Below are 16376 nucleotides of genomic sequence, written 5' to 3'. Positions count from 1 at the left end.
CGGCAGTCCTGTAAACGGCCTGTCGGCAGGCCTGTAGGTAGCGTGTCGGCAGGCCTGTAGGCCGCCTGTCGGCGCCCTGTCGGCGGCCGGCCGCAGAGTCGTAGCCATGACGACTACGACCAGCACCCGGACGAGCCCCCAGGCCGCCGTCCCCGCCCCGCCGCACGGCGAGACGCGGGCCGAGGACGCCATCGTCGTCCGGGACCTCGTGAAGACCTTCGGCGAGAACCGCGCCCTGGACGGCGTCTCGCTCACCGCCCCCCGCGGCCGGGTGCTCGGTGTCCTCGGCCCCAACGGCGCCGGCAAGACCACCCTGGTCCGCATCCTCGCCACCCTGCTGCGCCCGGACTCCGGCAGCGCCGTGGTGGACGGCCACGACGTGCTGGCCCGCCCCCAACTGGTGCGCCGCACCATCGGGTTGACGGGTCAGTACGCCTCGGTGGACGAGAGGCTCTCCGGCCGGGAGAACCTCTACATGATCGGCCGGCTGCTCGACCTGCCGGCCAGGGAGGCCCGCGCCCGCGCCGACGAGCTGCTGGAGCGCTTCAGCCTCACCGACGCCGCCGGCCGCCGGGCCGGCCAGTACTCCGGCGGCATGCGCCGCCGCCTCGACCTGGCCGCCTCCCTGGTCGGCCGACCCCGGGTGCTCTACCTGGACGAGCCCACCACCGGCCTCGACCCGCGCGCCCGCAACGGCGTCTGGGAGGAGGTCCGGGAGCTGGCCGGCCAGGGCGCGACCATCGTCCTCACCACCCAGTACATGGAGGAGGCCGAGGCGCTGGCCGAGAACCTGGTGGTGATCGACCGCGGCCGGATCATCGCCCGCGGCACCCCGGACCAGCTCAAGGAGCTGATCGGAGCCCGCGAGCAGCGCTTCCGCCCGACCCGCCCGGAGGACGCCCCCGCCGTGGCCGACGCGCTGCGCGCGGCCGGGCTGGCCGACGTCCGGCTGGCGGAGGGCACCGCCGTCGGCTCGCCCGCGGACGACGACCAGCTCACCGCCGCGCTGGCCGCCGTCGCCGCCACCGGCGTCCCGCTGGCCTCCGTCACCGAGGCCCGTCCCAGCCTGGACGAGGTCTTCCTCACCCTGACCGGCACCACCACCGAACCGGAGGCCACCCGATGAGCAGCGCCGCCCTCGCCCCCGCCGCCCCGCAGATCTCCGACCACATCGACGACGACGCCTCCCAGCGGGTCCCGTTCCGCTCGATGCTGCGCCATGTCGGCGCGGTCACCCGGCGATATCTGATCCTGATCAAGAACGATCCGGAGCAGCTGATGGACGTCGTGCTGATGCCCATCATCTTCCTGCTGCTCTTCGGCTACGTCTTCGGCGGCGCGATCTCCGGTTCCACCCACGCCTACCTGCAGTTCGTGGTGCCCGGCATGCTGGTGATGACCTCCATCATGGCCGGGTCCACCACCGGGGTGGGGATCAACACCGACCTCAACAACGGCGTGATGGACCGCTTCCGCTCGCTGCCGATCGCCCGCTCGGCGGTGCTGGTCGGCCGGCTGCTCTCGGACCAGTGCCGGCTGCTCCTCGGGGCCGCCATCACGGTCGCCTTCGCCAGCCTGCTGGGCTTCCGGTTCCAGACCAACGCCGGGGCGGCGCTGCTGGCCGTCCTGCTGGTGATGGCCTTCTCCTTCGCCCTCGGCTGGGTCTTCATGATCGTCGGCATCCGGGGGAAGAACCCGCAGGCCGTGCAGGGGCTGAGCGTGCTGGTCACCATGCCGCTGCAGTTCGGCAGCTCGATGTTCGTGCAGGCCGACACGATGCCGGGGTGGCTGCAGGCCTTCGTCGAGGTCAACCCGATGACCCACGTGATCAACGCCTGCCGGGGGCTGATGACCGGCGGCGCCTACGCCCACGACCTGTGGATCTCGCTGGCCTGGATCGCCGGCATCATCGTGGTGGCGGCGCCGGTCGCGGTCCGGATGTACCGGAAGAAGATCTGAGGTCGTCGAGGACGGAGTCGACCAGCGCCAGCACCCCGGCCTTGTCCAGCTCCGCACCGCGGGCCGTCGCCGCGTCCAGCGCGCTCTCGCCGAGCGCCTCGCGCAGCGCGGCCCGCTCGGCCTCCACCATCCGCACGTCGTGCGGGGGCACCGACACCCCCTGGCCCCACGCGGCGGCGGCGCCCAGCAGCTCCGCGGCGCGCTCCGGCTCGCCGGCACCGCGCAGCGCCGGGATCGCCGCGGCCAGCATCTGCCAGGCGGGGTTGCCCTCGGTCCAGGGGAAGTCCAGCGACTCCAGACCCCGGCGGTGCTGGGCCACCGCCTCGGCGTACCGGCCCTCGTCCGCGAGGAGGGAGCCGTTGAAGGAACGCAGCCAGCATTCGAAGAACGGCGGCGGGGTGCCCAGGTCCTTCTGCCCCTCGGCGCGGGACAGCAGCTCCCAGGCCCGCTCCAGGTTCCCGGCCCGGCGCTCGGCCTCGCCGACGATGATCCGGGCGAAGGTGGTGACATCGCGGACGGCCAGCTCCTCGGCCAGTTCGAGGGCCCGGTGCGCCTCCCGCAGCGCCTCCCGCTCGTTGCCCTCCGCGTTCCACGCGGTGGCCAGCTGGAGGTGGAGCTCGGGGATCTCGCCGCGGGCCTCCAGCTCCCGGGCGGCGGCCATGGCGGCCGCGATGTGCTCCCGGGCCAGCTCGGTCCGGCCGGCGTTGATCAGGGTCTCGGCGACGGCGGAGTTGCCCTGGTTGATCCCGATCCGGTCGCCGAGGGCGGTGAAGATCTCCAGGGCCTCCGCCGCGTCCTCGGCCCGCCGCGCCTCCCGCTCGGCGCGGTCGCCGGTCGGCAGCGGCACCCGGGAGCGCAGGCTGAGCAGCATCGCCAGCTCCCACCGCTTCCCGGACGCCCGGCAGCGGCGCACCTGATCCTCCAGGCTCTCCGACATGGCCTGGAAGTCGCCGCGCATGAAGGCGCCGATCGGGACGAACATCATGCCGGGATAGCCGATGCCGTAGTCGGTCTCCCGCGCGATGGGGGTGATCTCCTGCGCCAGCCGGGCGAACCAGCGCCGCCAGCGGCCGATGGTCGCCGAGTCCTGGCCGCACATCATCAGCTCGATGCAGGCGTCCATCCGGTCCCGGTCCAGCGGGTCGTACGGGTCGATGGTGAACGGCAGCGGCTCGGACGCCTCCTCCGGCTCCTCCGGGCGCCAGCTGAGCAGCTCCGTCATGCTCAGCGGCGGCTGGGCGGCGTAACTCTCCGGGAGGCCCCAGCCGTTGGCCTCCAGCGCCTCGGTGAACCAGGCCGCGGCCTCGTCCGCGTAGGAGCGCAGCTGCCAGAGCCAGGAGAGGGCGTTGACGGTGCGCAGCGCGGTGGCGGCGGACGAGGGGGTGCCCGCGTCCAGCAGCCGGCGCAGGGCCGCGCGGATGTTGCTGAGCTCGGTCTCCATCTCGGCCAGCGCGGCCAGCTGGCCGGCGTCCCGGAGCCGCGGCTCCAGCCCGGCGACCAGGTCCGCGTAGTGGGCGGCGTGGGCGTCCCGGGCGGCCTCGGCGGGGCCCCGGCCCTCCTCCCGCAGCCGCTCGCCGGCGTACTCGCGGATGGTCTCCAGCAGCCGGTAGCGCGGCCCGGCGGCGCCGTCCGCCCGCCCTTCGGCCGCGGGCACCGCCGCCACCAGCGACTTGTCCACCAGGGCGGCCAGCGGCTCGAAGGCGTCCGCGCCGAGCACCGCCTCGGCGGCCTCCAGGGTGAAGCCGCCGACGAAGACCGAGAGCCGGGCCAGCAGCCGGCGCTCCTCGGCGTCCAGCAGCTCCCAGCTCCAGTCGACCACCGCGCGCAGCGTCTGCTGGCGGGGCAGCACCGTGCGGGCGCCGCTGGTGAGGAGGCGGAAGCGGTCGTCGAGACGGTCGGCGATCTGCTGGGGCGACAGCATCCGCAGCCGGGCGGCCGCCAGCTCGATGGCCAGCGGCAGGCCGTCCAGCCGGGTGCAGATCTCCTCGGCGGCCGGCCGGTCCGCGGGGGTCGGCGGTCGGCCGGCGGCGGCCGCCCGTTCCTCGAAGAGCCGCAGCGCGTCGGCGGGCGGCAGCGGGCCGACCGGGACGACCTCCTCGCCGGGGATGTTCAGCGGCTCCCGGCTGGTGGCCAGCACGGTGACCCGGGGGCAGGCGGCGAGGAGGGTCTCGGCGAACCGGGCGGCGGCGTCGACCAGGTGCTCGCAGTTGTCCAGGACCAGCAGCAGGCTGCGGTCGGCGAGGACGTCCAGCAGCCGGGGCAGCGACTCCTGCGGCTCCAGCGGCTTGTCCAGGCCGTTCCACAGCACGGTGTCGCGCTCGCCGATGCCGTTCAGCACGGCGGCCGGGATGGTGGCCGGGTCCTCCACCGGCGCCAGCTCGGCGAGCCGCACCCCGTGCGGAAAGGGCGCGGCCGCGGCCCCGCCGGACGCGCCGGAGAGGGATTCCGCGGCGGTCAGGGCGAGGCGGGTCTTCCCGGCGCCGCCGGGCCCGGTCAGGGTCACCAGGCGGGAGCCGCACAGCCGTTCGCGCAGCCGGTGGAGGTCGGCGTCCCGGCCGACGAAGGAGGAGAGCCGGGGCGGCAGCCGCCGCGGGGCGCTCGGGACCGCCGGCTCCGTTCGGGCGGGCGGCCGCGCCGGTCCGCCCCCGGGTCCGTCCTGGGCCAGCAACTCCGCGTGGAGAGCCCGGAGTTCGGGCCCCGGGTCGACGCCGAGCCGGTCCGCCAGCCCGGTCCGCGCTGCCTCGTAGGCGTCCAGCGCCTCCGCCCGGCGCCCGGCCGCGGCCAGCGCGCGGATCCGCAGCGCCCGGTACGGCTCGTGCAGCGGGTACGCCTCGACCAGTTCGCCCAGCTCGGGCAGGACCGCGGCGGGGCCGTCCACCGCCAGCTCCGCCGCGAGCCGCTGCTCGAGCGCCGCCGCCCGGGAGGCCTCCAGCCGGGCCCGGGCCGCCGGGACCTGGTCCGCGAGATCGGCCAGCGCCTCCCCGCGCCACAGCCCCAGCGCCTCGCGCAGCAGTACGGCGGCCCGCCGGGGGTCGCCCGCGGCCAGCGCCGCCGAGCCCTCGGCGGCGAGCCGCTCGAAGCGGCCCGCGTCCACGTCCTCCGCCCAGGAGGCGGCGAGCCGGTAGCCGCCGCCCGCGGCCCCGCCGGAGGCCACCGCCTCCGCGCCGAGCACCCGGCGCAGCCGGCCGACCAGGGCCTGGACCGCCGCGGGCACGTCGGCCGGCAGCGGCTCCTCGTCCCGCCAGACCGAGGCGGCCAGCGCCTCCACCGAGACCTCCCGCCCGGCGCGCGCGGCGAGCGCGGTCAGCAGGGCACGCAGCCGCGCGCCCCGTACGGGGATCTCCTCCCCGTCCCGGCCGTCCGTCGCCCCGGCCGCTCGCTCGACCCGCACCGGCCCCAGAATCCCGTAGCGCACCGGCTCATTATCGAACATGTTCCGTTCGGGGAATCGCGAACGCGCGGCCCCGGCAACGCCTGCGACGCGGACTCGCTTAGGCTGAGCACGTGGCGGACGACGCAGCTCAGACCGAAGTGCCGGACGGTGTGACCAGTCAGGACACGGTGGACACCGCGGAGGACCCGACCCCGAGGAGCCCCCGGGGCGCCGCCACGTCGGTGGAGCGGCGCGCGGCCGCCGAGCGCGCCAAGCGGCACGCGGACACGCTGCGGCGACTGGAGAGGTCCTCCGGGAAGCTGGCGTCCAAGGCGATCGCCCGGATGGACGAGACCCTCTCCTGGTACCGCAGGATGCCGCCCGAGCACCGCTCCTGGATCGGCCTGGTCGCCCAGGCCGGTATCGCCGCTTTCATCGAGTGGTTCCGCACCCCGGACGCCCCCCAGGCGATCTCCACCGACGTCTTCGGCACCGCCCCCCGCGAGCTGACCAGGGCGGTGACGCTCCGTCAGACCGTGGAGATGATCCGCACCACCATCGAGGTGGTCGAGGAGACCATCGACGAGGTGGCCGCGCCCGGCGACGAGGACGGCCTCCGGGAGGCCGTGCTGGTCTACGCCCGGGAGATAGCCTTCGCCACCGCCCAGGTCTACGCCCAGGCGGCGGAGGCCCGCGGCGCCTGGGACGCCCGCCTCGAGGCCCTGGTCGTCAACTCCCTCCTCTCCGGGGACGTCGACGAGGGGGTGCTGTCCCGCGCCGCCGCGCTCGGCTGGGGCGCGCCCGAGCAGGTCGTGGTGGTGATGGGCAGCTCCCCGGACGGGGACAGCGAGCTGGTGGTGGAGGCGATCCGGCGGGCCGCCCGGCACGCCCGGCTGCACGTGCTGACCGGCGTCCTCGGCGCCCGGCTGGTGGTGGTGGTCGGGATCAACCCGACCGCGGCCAAGAACGCCCCGGCCACCCGTACCAAGGCGCCCCGTCCGGCCGACCCGGTCTCCGCGGCGAAGGCCCTGATCGGGCAGTTCGCCACCGGTCCCGTGGTGGTCGGCCCGCCGGTCTCCGACCTCCTCTCCGCCACCTCCTCGGCGCAGGCCGCCGCGGCCGGGCTGCGCGCGGTCGCCGCCTGGCCGGACGCCCCGCGCCCGGTACTGGCCGACGACCTGCTGCCGGAGCGGGCGCTCTCCGGCGACGCGGTCGCCCGCCGGCAGCTGGTGGAGGAGATCTACATCCCGCTGGACGAGGCCGGCTCGGCGCTGCTGGAGACCCTCTCGGTCTTCCTGGAGCAGGCGTCCTCCCTGGAGGGCGCGGCCCGGATGCTGTTCGTACACCCGAACACCGTCCGCTACCGGCTTCGACGTGTGACCGACGTCACCGGCTACTCGCCCTCCGACGTCCGCTCCGCTTTCACCCTGCGGATCGCCCTGGCCCTCGGCCGTCTCCGGACGGACTGAGGTCCGGCCCGTTACGGGCATCCGCGCTGTACCGGGGCTGTGGGGAACCTACAAGCCCATGCCCCCTTCTTCGTCACCGTTCGCACCCGCGTCGGGGGTACCCGACGGGAGAAGGTTGAGTCGTGCTCGTACTCGTTGCTCCTGGACAGGGCGCCCAGACGCCCGGATTCCTCACCCCGTGGCTGGACGTCGACGGCGTGGCCGACCGGCTGCGCGCCTGGTCCGACCCGGCCGGCATCGACCTGGTGCGCTTCGGCACCGAGGCCGGGGCCGAGGAGATCAAGGACACCGCGGTCGCCCAGCCGCTGCTGGTCGCCGCCGGCCTGGCCACCGGCCTGGCGCTGTTCCCCGAGGCCGCCTCGGGGAACAGCGGGCTCGCCTCGTCCGGCGTGGCGGCGGTGGCCGGCCACTCGGTCGGCGAGATCACCGCGGCCGCCCTCGCGGGCGCGCTGACCCCGGAGACCGCGCTGGCCTTCGTCCGCGAGCGCGGGCAGGGGATGGCGGAGGCCGCCGCCCTCACCCCCACCGGAATGAGCGCGGTCCTCGGCGGCGACCCGGACGAGGTCGCGGCCAAGCTGGCCGAGCACGGGCTGACCGCGGCCAACAACAACGGCGGCGGCCAGGTGGTCGCGGCCGGCACCCTGGAGCAGCTGGCCGCCCTCAAGGCGGACCCGCCGGCGAAGGCCAGGATCATCCCGCTGGCCGTGGCCGGCGCCTTCCACACCGAGCACATGGCCCCCGGTGTGGAGCGGCTCGCCAAGTTCGCGGAGACGGTCACCCCGGCCGACCCCGCGGTCACCTACCTCTCCAACGCCGACGGCGCGGCCGTGGCCGACGGCGGTGAGCTGATCCGGCGCCTGGTGAACCAGGTGTCCAACCCGGTCCGCTGGGACCTCTGCATGGCCTCTCTGGAGCGGCTCGGCGCGACCTGCGTGATCGAGGTCTCGCCCGGCGGGACGCTCACCAACCTGGTCAAGCGCAACCTCAAGGGTGTGGCGACGCTGGCGCTGAAGACCCCGGACGACCTGGCGAAGGCGCGCGAACTCGTCGCCGAGCACGCGGCCGGCTGACGCGGGGCCGGCCGGCCGGCCAGGCAGCCGACCAGGGTCGTCCCGACCCCCACCGGCTACCATGACCGGCCACCCCACCACTGCTGCGATCACCCCGAGGAGGGGCCACCGATGACACCGACTCCCGAGATCCGCCCGAGCGTTGGCGCGAAGTTCTCGCGCATCCTCGGCGTGGGCGGCTACCGCCCGGTCCGGGTCATCCCCAACTCCGAGGTGCTCGACTGGATCGACTCCTCCGACGAGTGGATCCGCACCCGCAGCGGCATCACCGAGCGCCGCTGGGCGGGCGCCGGGGAGTCGGTGGCCGAGATGTCCGTCCAGGCGGCCGGCAAGGCGATAGCGCAGGCGGGCGTGCCGGCCGAGAAGATCGGCACGGTGATCGTCTCCACCGTCACCCACCTCAAGCAGACGCCCGCGGTGGCCACCGAGATCGCCGACCGGCTGGGCTGCGGCACCGCCCCGGCCTTCGACATCTCCGCGGCCTGCGCCGGCTTCGGCTACGGGCTCTCCCTCGCGGACGGCCTGATCCGGGCCGGCAACGCCGAGTACGTCCTGGTCATCGGCGTCGAGCGGCTCTCCGACCTGACCGACAAGTCGGACCGGTCGACGGCCTTCATCTTCGGCGACGGCGCCGGCGCGGCCATCGTCGGCCCCTCCGACACCCCCGGCATCGGTAAGGTGATCTGGGGCTCGGACGGCAGCCAACGGGACGTCATCACGCAGACCCAGGCGTGGGATTCGGCGATGGCGCGGCCCGAGGCGATCAACGGCCCGACCACCGCCGAGGACGGCGCCCCGGCCTGGCCGGCGCTGCGGATGGAGGGCCAGACGGTCTTCCGCTGGGCGGTGTGGGAGATGGCCAAGGTGGCGCAGCAGGCGCTGGACGCCGCCGGGATCACCGCCGACCAGCTCGGCGCGTTCATCCCGCATCAGGCCAACATGCGGATCACCGATGCGATGATCAAGGCGTTGAAGCTGCCGGAATCCGTCCCGGTCGCCCGGGACATCGCGGAGACCGGCAACACCTCGGCGGCCTCCATCCCGCTCGCCATGGAGCGGATGCTGGCCTCCGGGGAGGCGAAGAGCGGCGACCTCGCGCTGATCATCGGCTTCGGCGCCGGTCTCGTCTACGCCGCGGCAGTGGTTACCCTCCCGTAGGGCGGCGCACCGCCTGCCAGTAGGTTTTTCGTGGCCCGCGACCGCGGGCCGCGGTTCAACCCCCGTCACAGCAGTTTCGAAGAGAAGGAGCAGCCCGAGATGGCCGTCACCAAGGAAGAGGCCCTGTCCGGTCTCGCCGAGATCGTCAACGAGATCGCCGGGATCCCCACCGAGGACGTCCAGCTGGACAAGTCCTTCACCGACGACCTGGACGTCGACTCGCTGTCCATGGTCGAGGTCGTCGTCGCCGCCGAGGAGCGCTTCGACGTCAAGATCCCGGACGACGACGTCAAGAACCTGAAGACCGTCGGCGACGCCGTCGACTACATCGTCGGCCAGCAGGCCTGACCAGCGGCACCCTGCAGTCCTCGTTGAGCTGCGGACACGATCCATCCACGTGGGAGAGAAGCAAGTGACCACCGACAAGCGCACCGTGGTCGTGACCGGTCTCGGCGCGACGACCCCCCTCGGGGGCGACGTCGCCTCCTTCTGGGAGGGACTGCTCGCCGGGCGCTCCGGCGTGTCCGTCCTCACCGAGGAATGGGCCGAACAGCTGCCCGTGCGCATCGCCGCGCGGGCGGCTGTCGACCCGACCGAGGTGATCCCCCGGCCACAGGCCCGCAAGCTGGACCGGTCGGCGCAGTTCGCGCTGATCGCGGCCCGCGAGGCGTGGGCCGACGCCGGTTTCACCGCCCCGGCGGGTGACGAGGACGGCGCGCCCGTCTCGCCGCGCCGCCTGGGCACCGTGGTGGCCTCCGGGATCGGCGGCGTCACCACCCTGCTCGACCAGTACGACGTGCTGAAGGAGAAGGGCGCCCGCCGCGTCTCCCCGCACACCGTGCCGATGCTGATGCCGAACGGCCCCGCGGCCAACGTCGGCCTGGAGTTCAACGCCCAGGCGGGCGTCCACTCCACGGTCTCCGCGTGCGCGTCCGGCGCCGAGGCGATCGGCTACGCCATCGAGATGATCCGCTCCGGCCGGGCCGACGTGGTCGTCGCCGGCGGTACGGAGGCGGCGATCCACCCGCTGCCGGTGGCCGCCTTCAGCAGCATGATGGCGATGTCCAAGAACAACGAGCACCCGACCACCGCCTCGCGGCCGTACGACAAGGCGCGGGACGGCTTCGTCCTCGGCGAGGGCGCGGGCATCCTGATCCTCGAGTCCGCGGAGCACGCGGCGGCGCGGGGGGCGCGGATCTACGCCGAGGCCATCGGCCAGGGCGTCTCCGCCGACAGCCACCACATCGCGCAGCCGGAGCCGACCGGGCGCGGCGTCGCGGACGCGATCAGCGATCTGCTGGAGACGACCGGGATCGACCCGGCGACGGTGGTGCACGCCAACGCCCACGCCACGTCCACCCCGCAGGGCGACGTGGCCGAGATCAAGGCGATGCACCGGGTCTTCGGCGAGGCGCTGGGCGGGATCGCGATCTCCGCCACCAAGTCCATGACCGGCCACCTGCTGGGCGGCGCCGGCGGGATCGAGTCCGTCGCCACGGTGCTGGCCCTCCACCACCGGACGGCCCCCGCCACCATCAACATCGACGACCTCGACGAGGAGGTGGCCGCCGAGGGCGCGGACATCGTCCGCGAGAAGCCCCGCGACCTTCCGGCCGAAGGCCGCCTGGTGGCCCTCAACAACTCCTTCGGCTTCGGCGGCCACAACGTGGTGCTCGCCTTCGCCAGCCCGCAGGCCTGACCCGGGCGTCGCCCCCGGCGACGGAGGTCCCCGCGCCCCTTGGTGAGCCCTGCGGGCTCGCCGGGGCCGGGGGCGGGATCAGGTCGCGGAGCGACAGAATGGTGCGGCCACCCGGACTTGGACAGCGGGGCCCCGCGCGCGAGAGTCTGCGGCTCATGACCGATGACGTCCTGCGGATCACCCTCGACCGGCCGGAGAAGCTCAACGCCCTCCGCCGCACCGACATCGACGCCATGCGCGCGCAGGTCGAGGGCCTCGCCCCCGGCACCCGCGCCGTCGTCTTCTCCGGCACCGGCGGCCGCGCCTTCAGCGCCGGCGTGGACGTCGACGAGTTCCTGGCGCTCACCCCCGACACCGCCGTCGGCTTCATCACCGCCCTCCGCGACCTCCTCGCGGCCGTCCGCAACGCCCCCGCCGCCACCGTCGCCGTCGTCGACGGCCACTGCCTCGGCGGCGCCTTCGAGCTGGCGATGGCCTGCGACCTACGGATCGCCACTCCCCGCTCGCACTTCGGCCTGCCGGAGATCAAGCTCGGCATCCCCTCGGTGATCGACGCCGCCCTGCTGGAGCGGCACGTCGGCCTCGGCTTCGCCCGCGAGATGATCCTCACCGGCGACTCCTACCGCGCGGACGACCCCCGTACCGCCGGGCTCTCCAACGCCCTGGTCGCGCCGGAGGAGCTGACCGCCACCGTCGACGGCTACCTGGCGAAGCTGGTCGGCCACACCCCCACCGTGCTGGCCTCCCAGCGCCGTCTCTTCGAGCTCTGGCTCAACAAGGGCCTCGCCGAGGGCGCCGAGCTGAGCACCCGCGAGTTCGGCCGGGTCTTCGCCGCCGACGACACCCGGGAGGCCCTGGCCGCCTACCGGGCCGGTCTCGGCCGCCGCTGACCGCCCCGTCGCACCGGGACGGCGGGTTTGCCAGACTGGCCGAGGGACCGGACACACACCGCGAGACCGGTTGCTGGGGACAGGTGAAGCGATATGCGCACGGTCGGGGTAACGGGCCATGTGTTACTGACCGCGGCCACCACTGCGCTGGTCCGGGAGGCGCTGCGGGCGGCCGTGGACGACGAGGCCACCCAGACCGACCGGCTGGTGGGCGTCTCCTGCCTGGCCCCCGGCACGGACACCCTGTTCGCCGAGGCGGTGCTCGCGGCCGGCGGCGAACTGGTGGCCGTCCTGCCCTCGGCCGACTACCGCAGGCACGCCGCCGCGGCCGGCCCGAGCGCCGCGGACCGCTACGACCGGCTGGTGAACGCCGCCTCCGAGGTGGTGCTGATGCCCTTCGGCTCGGCCGGCCAGGCCGCCTACGAGGCAGCCAGCCAGGAGATGCTGAAACGCAGCGACGAGCTGTTCGCGGTGTGGGACGGCCTGGAGACGGGACCGGGCGGCGGCACCGCTCACACGGTGGCCACCGCCCGGGACATCGGGGTGCCGGTCCAGGTCATCTGGCCGGCGACCGCCGCCCGCGTCGACTGAGGCCGACGGGGGCGGCGGGGCGGACGGGGCAGGCGGTCAGTTCCAGCCCCACTTGAACGAGTCGAGGTACCGAGCGGTCGGCGTGCCGAGGCCGGTCGCGTCGTCGTACCCCGGCGTGGCCACCAGGGAGGAGTCCTGGCCGAAGGTGACCAGGCGGACCCGCAGCGAGCCGCTGATGATGCCCGCGTCGTAGACCGAGTCCAGCGGCGCCTGGCCCTTCAGCGCCCGCTCGTTGACCACGTCGCGGAACGCGCCGGTGTGCTGCTTGGCGTAGAGCTCCGGGTTGGCGAAGCCGAGGGCGATGCCGTGCCGGGCCTGGATCGCGTCGGCCTGCACCGCGGAGAACTCCGGCGCCGAGACGCTGGTGCCGCCGTAGCCGCCCTCGGAGTACGGGGCGCCGTCCGACATGCCGACCAGGACGCTGGTGTACAGGTCGCCGTTGAGCGCGACGTCCGGGGTGACCCGCATCGCGGTGGCGCTCTTCTGACCGGTCATCAGTGTGTGCGAGAGCGACCCGGGGACGTGCCCGGCCTGGTACCACGGCTGGGCGAAGTCCTCGCTGGTGCCGCCCCCACCGCCGAAGTAGAACGGCGCCGGGAACGGGGTCCAGCTCTGGCCGTCGGCGGAGAGCGCCGAGCGGTGGGTGCCCATGTCGGTCTCGAAGCCGTAGGTGCCCGACGAGTCCTTGATGCCCAGGGCGGTGCCGCCGACCGCGGTCACCCACGGGGAGGAGTCCGGCCAGTTGGCCTGCGCCCGCGGGGTGTCGGTCTGGCAGTTGGCGCCGGTGGCGGCGGACAGCGGGGAGCTGTCCCCGCAGTCGCCGGCGGAGAAGTCGAAGCCGATCCCCTCGATCGTGCCCCGCTCGAAGAGCTGGGTGTAGGAGGCGATGGTGGAGGCGCTGACGTCGTTGCCGTCCGTGGTGTGCATGATCTCGCCCCACGAGTTGGACACCACGTCGGCGAGGTGCTTGCTGACGATCGTGTCCAGCGCGTCGTAGAGGTCGCTGTCCATGCAGGAGTTGGCGCCGACGTAGACCACGTGGGCGTCCGGCGCGAGGCCGTGCACCATCTCGACGTCCAGGGCCTCCTCGGGCGCCCAGCCCTCGGGACCGCCGCAGGCGTCCTGGTCGGTCCACTTGGACTGGTCGATCACCTCGGAGTACTGGCCCGGACGGAAGGGCTTGTCACCGTGGTTGGTGGCGTAGGTGTTCGCGTCGGACTCCATGGTGGAGGAGCCGTAGGCGTCCACGATGGCCACCGTCGCGCCCTTGCCGGTCAGCCCGCTGGCGGTGATCCCGTACGCCTTGCGCAGCTGGCTCGGGTAGAAGGAGCACTGGTCGTACGGGGTGTCCGCGTTGTACGTAGCCGGTCCTGTGGCGCCGACCTTCTTCTCGCCCCAGTAGCTGGAGCAGGTGGCGGCGCTCGGGAACGAGCCGGACGCGGTGGTGGTGCCCGGCGAGGCGGTGTTCGGCGTGGCCTTGGTGGCGCCCGAGTGGGCGGCCGGCTGCACGTCGCTCAGGCCGGTCACGCCGAGGACGGCCCCGGCGACCGCGGCCGGCACCTGGGCGTTGCGGCTCGGCGCGGTGTGCACCGCGGAGCCGACCCGGTAGCGGTGGAGGGTGGTGTGGAAGGCGGCGTCCATCGCCTGGGCCGAACCGCTGACCGTGAGGTAGTCGGTGAAGCCGCCGGCGCTGGTGCCGGTGACGGTCAGGCCGGCGCCGCTCAGCCAGTGCCGGACCGCGGCGAGCTGCTGGGCGCTGGTGCCGTAGCGCTGCTCGACCTGGCCCGGCGAGAGGTACCTGCCGTAGACGGCGCTGCCGGGGGTGGCGACCTGCTTGGCGTAGGCGGCCAGGCCGGAGGCGTCCCGCCCGGAGAGGAAGACCCGGGCGGTGCGGGTGGCGCTCGCCGGAGCGGCGCCCTGGTCGGCGGCGGGCTTGGCCCAGGAGGGGCTGGTCCCGCTCAGGGTCTTCGCCGCGTCGGCGGAGATCGGTCCTGCGGAGGGGGTGGCCGCGCCCGCGGGGGCGGCCAGGGCGAGCGCGCCGACGGTCAGCGCACCGGATGCGCCGAGGGCGACGGCAGCCGCCGATATTCGTCTGAGACCACGAGAAATGGGTAGCTCCAAGTGCCGGAACGACGGTGACGGGTGGCCCCCCGAACAACCACGCCCGTTCGGAGCGCCCGCTGTGTCCCCTGCTTATGGTCAGTTGTGTACACGCGTGCACAACCGATGCGCAAGAGGCGAACGGGAACTGCGGACGAACTGTCACCACCCGGCGTGGGTACGTCGCTTCGGCATCGCGCGCCGGAAGCCGCGGCGCTGCGGCCCGGAGCCTCAGACCACCTGGTGCAGCCAGCGCACCGGAGCGCCCTCGCCGGCGTAGCGGAAGGGCTCCAACTCGTCGTCCCAGGGCTTGCCGAGCAGCCGCTCCAGCTCGGCCTCCAGGTCGCTCTCCCCGGCGCGCGCCCTGAGCAGGGCCGAGCGCAGCCGGTCCTCGGGGATCAGGATGTCCCCGTGCATCCCGGTGACGGCGTGGAAGATGCCGAGTTCCGGAGTGCTGCTGAACCGTTCCCCCTCAGCGGTGGCACAGGGTTCGGCGGTCACCTCGAACCGCAGCAGATGCCAGCCGCGCAGGGCGGAGGCGAGCCGGGAAGCGGTGCCGGGCTCGCCCTGCCAGGAGAACTCGGCCCGCCAGGTCCCGGGCGCGACCGGCTGCCGGATCCAGTCCAGGCTCACGCGCACGCCGAGCACGCCTGCGACGGCCCACTCGACATGCGGGCACAGCGCACGCGGCGCGGAGTGCACGTACAGAACTCCACGAGTCGTCACCGGACCTCCAGTGTGGTGCGAGGGGCGCCTTCCCCAGCGGCCTCATGCCACGACCGAAGTCATCCGCATGTCTACCCGTGGTGACAATGGGTAAACACTACACGATCACTTATGTGGACAAAACGGGCAACTTCTCACCCTCCGTCAAGTGGCGGATGGCCGAAGGGATCCAACCCGGCCCACGCTACCCCGAGCGGCCGCGCCACGGGTGACGGTCCGTCGGAACCGCCCGAACGGCGGCATCCTGACGGACCGTCAACATCACTCGCAGTGACCGGAACCGGTCAGACCCGGACCAGCATCTTGCCGATGTTCTCACCGCGCAACAGCCCCAAGAAGGCGTCCACGGCCCGGTCGATGCCGTCCACCACCGTCTCGTCGAAGGCGATCCGCCCCTCCCGCAGCCAGCCGCCGACCTCGTCGACGAACTCCGGCTGGAGGTCGAAGTGGTCCCGGACCAGCAGTCCCTCGATCCGCAGCCGCTTGCCGATCACCAGCGCCAGATTGCGCGGGGCGGCCGGCGGCTCGGTCGCGTTGTACTGCGCGATCATTCCGCACTCCACCACCCGGCCGTGCACCTTGAGCGAGCCGATCGCGGCCTCCAGGTGGTCCCCGCCGACGTTGTCGAAGTAGACGTCGATGCCGTCCGGGGCGGCCTTCCGCAGCTGCTCGGCGACCGGGCCCTGCTTGTAGTCGAAGGCCTCGTCGAACCCGTACTCCTCGACCAGCTTGCGCACCTTCTCCGGGGAGCCGGCGCTGCCGATCACCTTGGCGGCCCCGCGCAGCTTGGCGATCTGCCCGACCATGCTGCCGACCGCGCCGGCCGCGCCGGAGACGAAGACGGTGTCGCCCTCCTTGAGGCCGCCGACCCGCAGCAGTCCCGCGTAGGCGGTCAGACCGGTCATCCCGAGGGCGCCCAGGTAGGTGCTGATCGGGGCGAGCTCGGGGTCGACCTTGACCGCCTGGGCGGCGTCCAGCACCGCGTGGTCCCGCCAGCCCTGCTGGTGGAGCACGGAGTCGCCGGGCTGGAACCCGTCCGCGGTCGAGGCCAGCACCCGGCCGACGGCCCCGCCGTCCATCGGCTGCCCCAGCTGGAAGGGGGGCACATACGACTTCACGTCGTTCATCCGGCCGCGCATGTAGGGGTCGACCGAGAAGAACTCGTTGGCCACCAGGATCTGCCCGGCGCCCAGCTCCGGCAGCGACAGCTCGGCGAGCTCGAAGTCCTCGGCCACCGGCCAGCCCTTGGGGCGCCGGACCAGGGTCCAGGCGCGGGCGGTCTTGGGCTGCTCGGTGGCGGGCACAGCCTGCTGCGACATACGGGGATGCTCCTCTCGAGAG

At 73.8% G+C, this 16376-nt stretch carries 13 protein-coding genes; 9 read left to right on the top strand and 4 right to left on the bottom strand.

Annotated elements, in window-relative coordinates:
* Positions 1-106 precede the first annotated feature (106 nt).
* Together BS73_RS26515 and BS73_RS26510 are read left to right on the top strand one after the other, a co-directional pair.
* On the top strand, positions 107-1126 hold the full coding sequence (locus BS73_RS26515) for an ATP-binding cassette domain-containing protein (protein WP_084704379.1): 1020 nt from the start codon (positions 107-109) through the stop codon (positions 1124-1126).
* Complete coding sequence (locus BS73_RS26510; protein WP_084704378.1) at positions 1123-1959, top strand: ABC transporter permease; 837 nt, start codon at positions 1123-1125, stop codon at positions 1957-1959. Before BS73_RS26515 ends, BS73_RS26510 begins: the two co-directional genes overlap by 4 nt.
* On the opposite strand, the gene BS73_RS26505 is transcribed toward BS73_RS26510, so the two are convergent.
* Positions 1907-5374, bottom strand: coding sequence for an ATP-binding protein (locus BS73_RS26505; RefSeq protein ID WP_051940698.1), 3468 nt, complete (start codon positions 5372-5374; stop codon positions 1907-1909). The two genes, BS73_RS26510 and BS73_RS26505, sit on opposite strands and share 53 nt — an antisense overlap.
* 200 nt (positions 5375-5574) lie before the next feature.
* Here BS73_RS26505 and BS73_RS26500 point away from each other — a divergent pair, with 200 nt between their 5' ends.
* The 7 genes from BS73_RS26500 (at position 5575) to BS73_RS26470 (ending at position 12209) form a co-directional block, all read left to right on the top strand.
* Complete coding sequence (locus BS73_RS26500) at positions 5575-6801, top strand: PucR family transcriptional regulator (protein WP_037581220.1); 1227 nt, start codon at positions 5575-5577, stop codon at positions 6799-6801.
* 122 nt (positions 6802-6923) lie between these two features.
* Positions 6924-7871: an ACP S-malonyltransferase gene (locus BS73_RS26495; RefSeq protein WP_037576622.1), complete on the top strand. Its 948-nt coding sequence runs from the start codon at positions 6924-6926 to the stop codon at positions 7869-7871.
* 111 nt (positions 7872-7982) lie between these two features.
* Complete coding sequence (locus tag BS73_RS26490) at positions 7983-9029, top strand: beta-ketoacyl-ACP synthase III (RefSeq protein WP_037576620.1); 1047 nt, start codon at positions 7983-7985, stop codon at positions 9027-9029.
* A gap of 99 nt (positions 9030-9128) precedes the next feature.
* Positions 9129-9377 (top strand): acyl carrier protein, encoded by a 249-nt coding sequence (locus BS73_RS26485; protein WP_037576617.1) that lies wholly within the window; start codon positions 9129-9131, stop codon positions 9375-9377.
* A gap of 64 nt (positions 9378-9441) precedes the next feature.
* The gene (locus tag BS73_RS26480) at positions 9442-10728 is read left to right on the top strand and encodes a beta-ketoacyl-[acyl-carrier-protein] synthase family protein (protein WP_037576614.1); all 1287 of its coding nucleotides are present in this window, start codon (positions 9442-9444) and stop codon (positions 10726-10728) included.
* A 155-nt stretch (positions 10729-10883) separates the two neighbouring features.
* Positions 10884-11618: an enoyl-CoA hydratase/isomerase family protein gene (locus BS73_RS26475; protein WP_051940695.1), complete on the top strand. Its 735-nt coding sequence runs from the start codon at positions 10884-10886 to the stop codon at positions 11616-11618.
* Between the two features lie 120 nt (positions 11619-11738).
* Positions 11739-12209 carry a hypothetical protein gene (locus BS73_RS26470; RefSeq protein WP_322987296.1) on the top strand — a complete coding sequence of 157 codons (471 nt, stop codon included), beginning with the start codon at positions 11739-11741 and terminating at the stop codon, positions 12207-12209.
* Positions 12210-12245: 36 nt separating this feature from the next.
* Here the strand turns inward: BS73_RS26470 and BS73_RS26465 are convergent, their stop codons facing one another.
* The 3 genes from BS73_RS26465 to BS73_RS26455 all read right to left on the bottom strand — a co-directional run bounded on the left by BS73_RS26465 (position 12246) and on the right by BS73_RS26455 (position 16354).
* Complete coding sequence (locus tag BS73_RS26465) at positions 12246-14330, bottom strand: S53 family peptidase (RefSeq protein WP_051940692.1); 2085 nt, start codon at positions 14328-14330, stop codon at positions 12246-12248.
* Between the two features lie 210 nt (positions 14331-14540).
* Complete coding sequence (locus BS73_RS26460) at positions 14541-15035, bottom strand: DUF3145 domain-containing protein (protein ID WP_037576609.1); 495 nt, start codon at positions 15033-15035, stop codon at positions 14541-14543.
* Between the two features lie 284 nt (positions 15036-15319).
* Positions 15320-16354: an NADP-dependent oxidoreductase gene (locus tag BS73_RS26455; RefSeq protein WP_037576606.1), complete on the bottom strand. Its 1035-nt coding sequence runs from the start codon at positions 16352-16354 to the stop codon at positions 15320-15322.
* Between the last annotated feature and the right edge of the window lie 22 nt (positions 16355-16376).

Source organism: Phaeacidiphilus oryzae TH49 (assembly GCF_000744815.1).
GTDB lineage: Bacteria > Actinomycetota > Actinomycetes > Streptomycetales > Streptomycetaceae > Phaeacidiphilus > Phaeacidiphilus oryzae.
The sequence above is the reverse complement of the archived record's forward strand: the minus strand, read 5'-3'. Positions and strand labels throughout refer to the sequence as shown.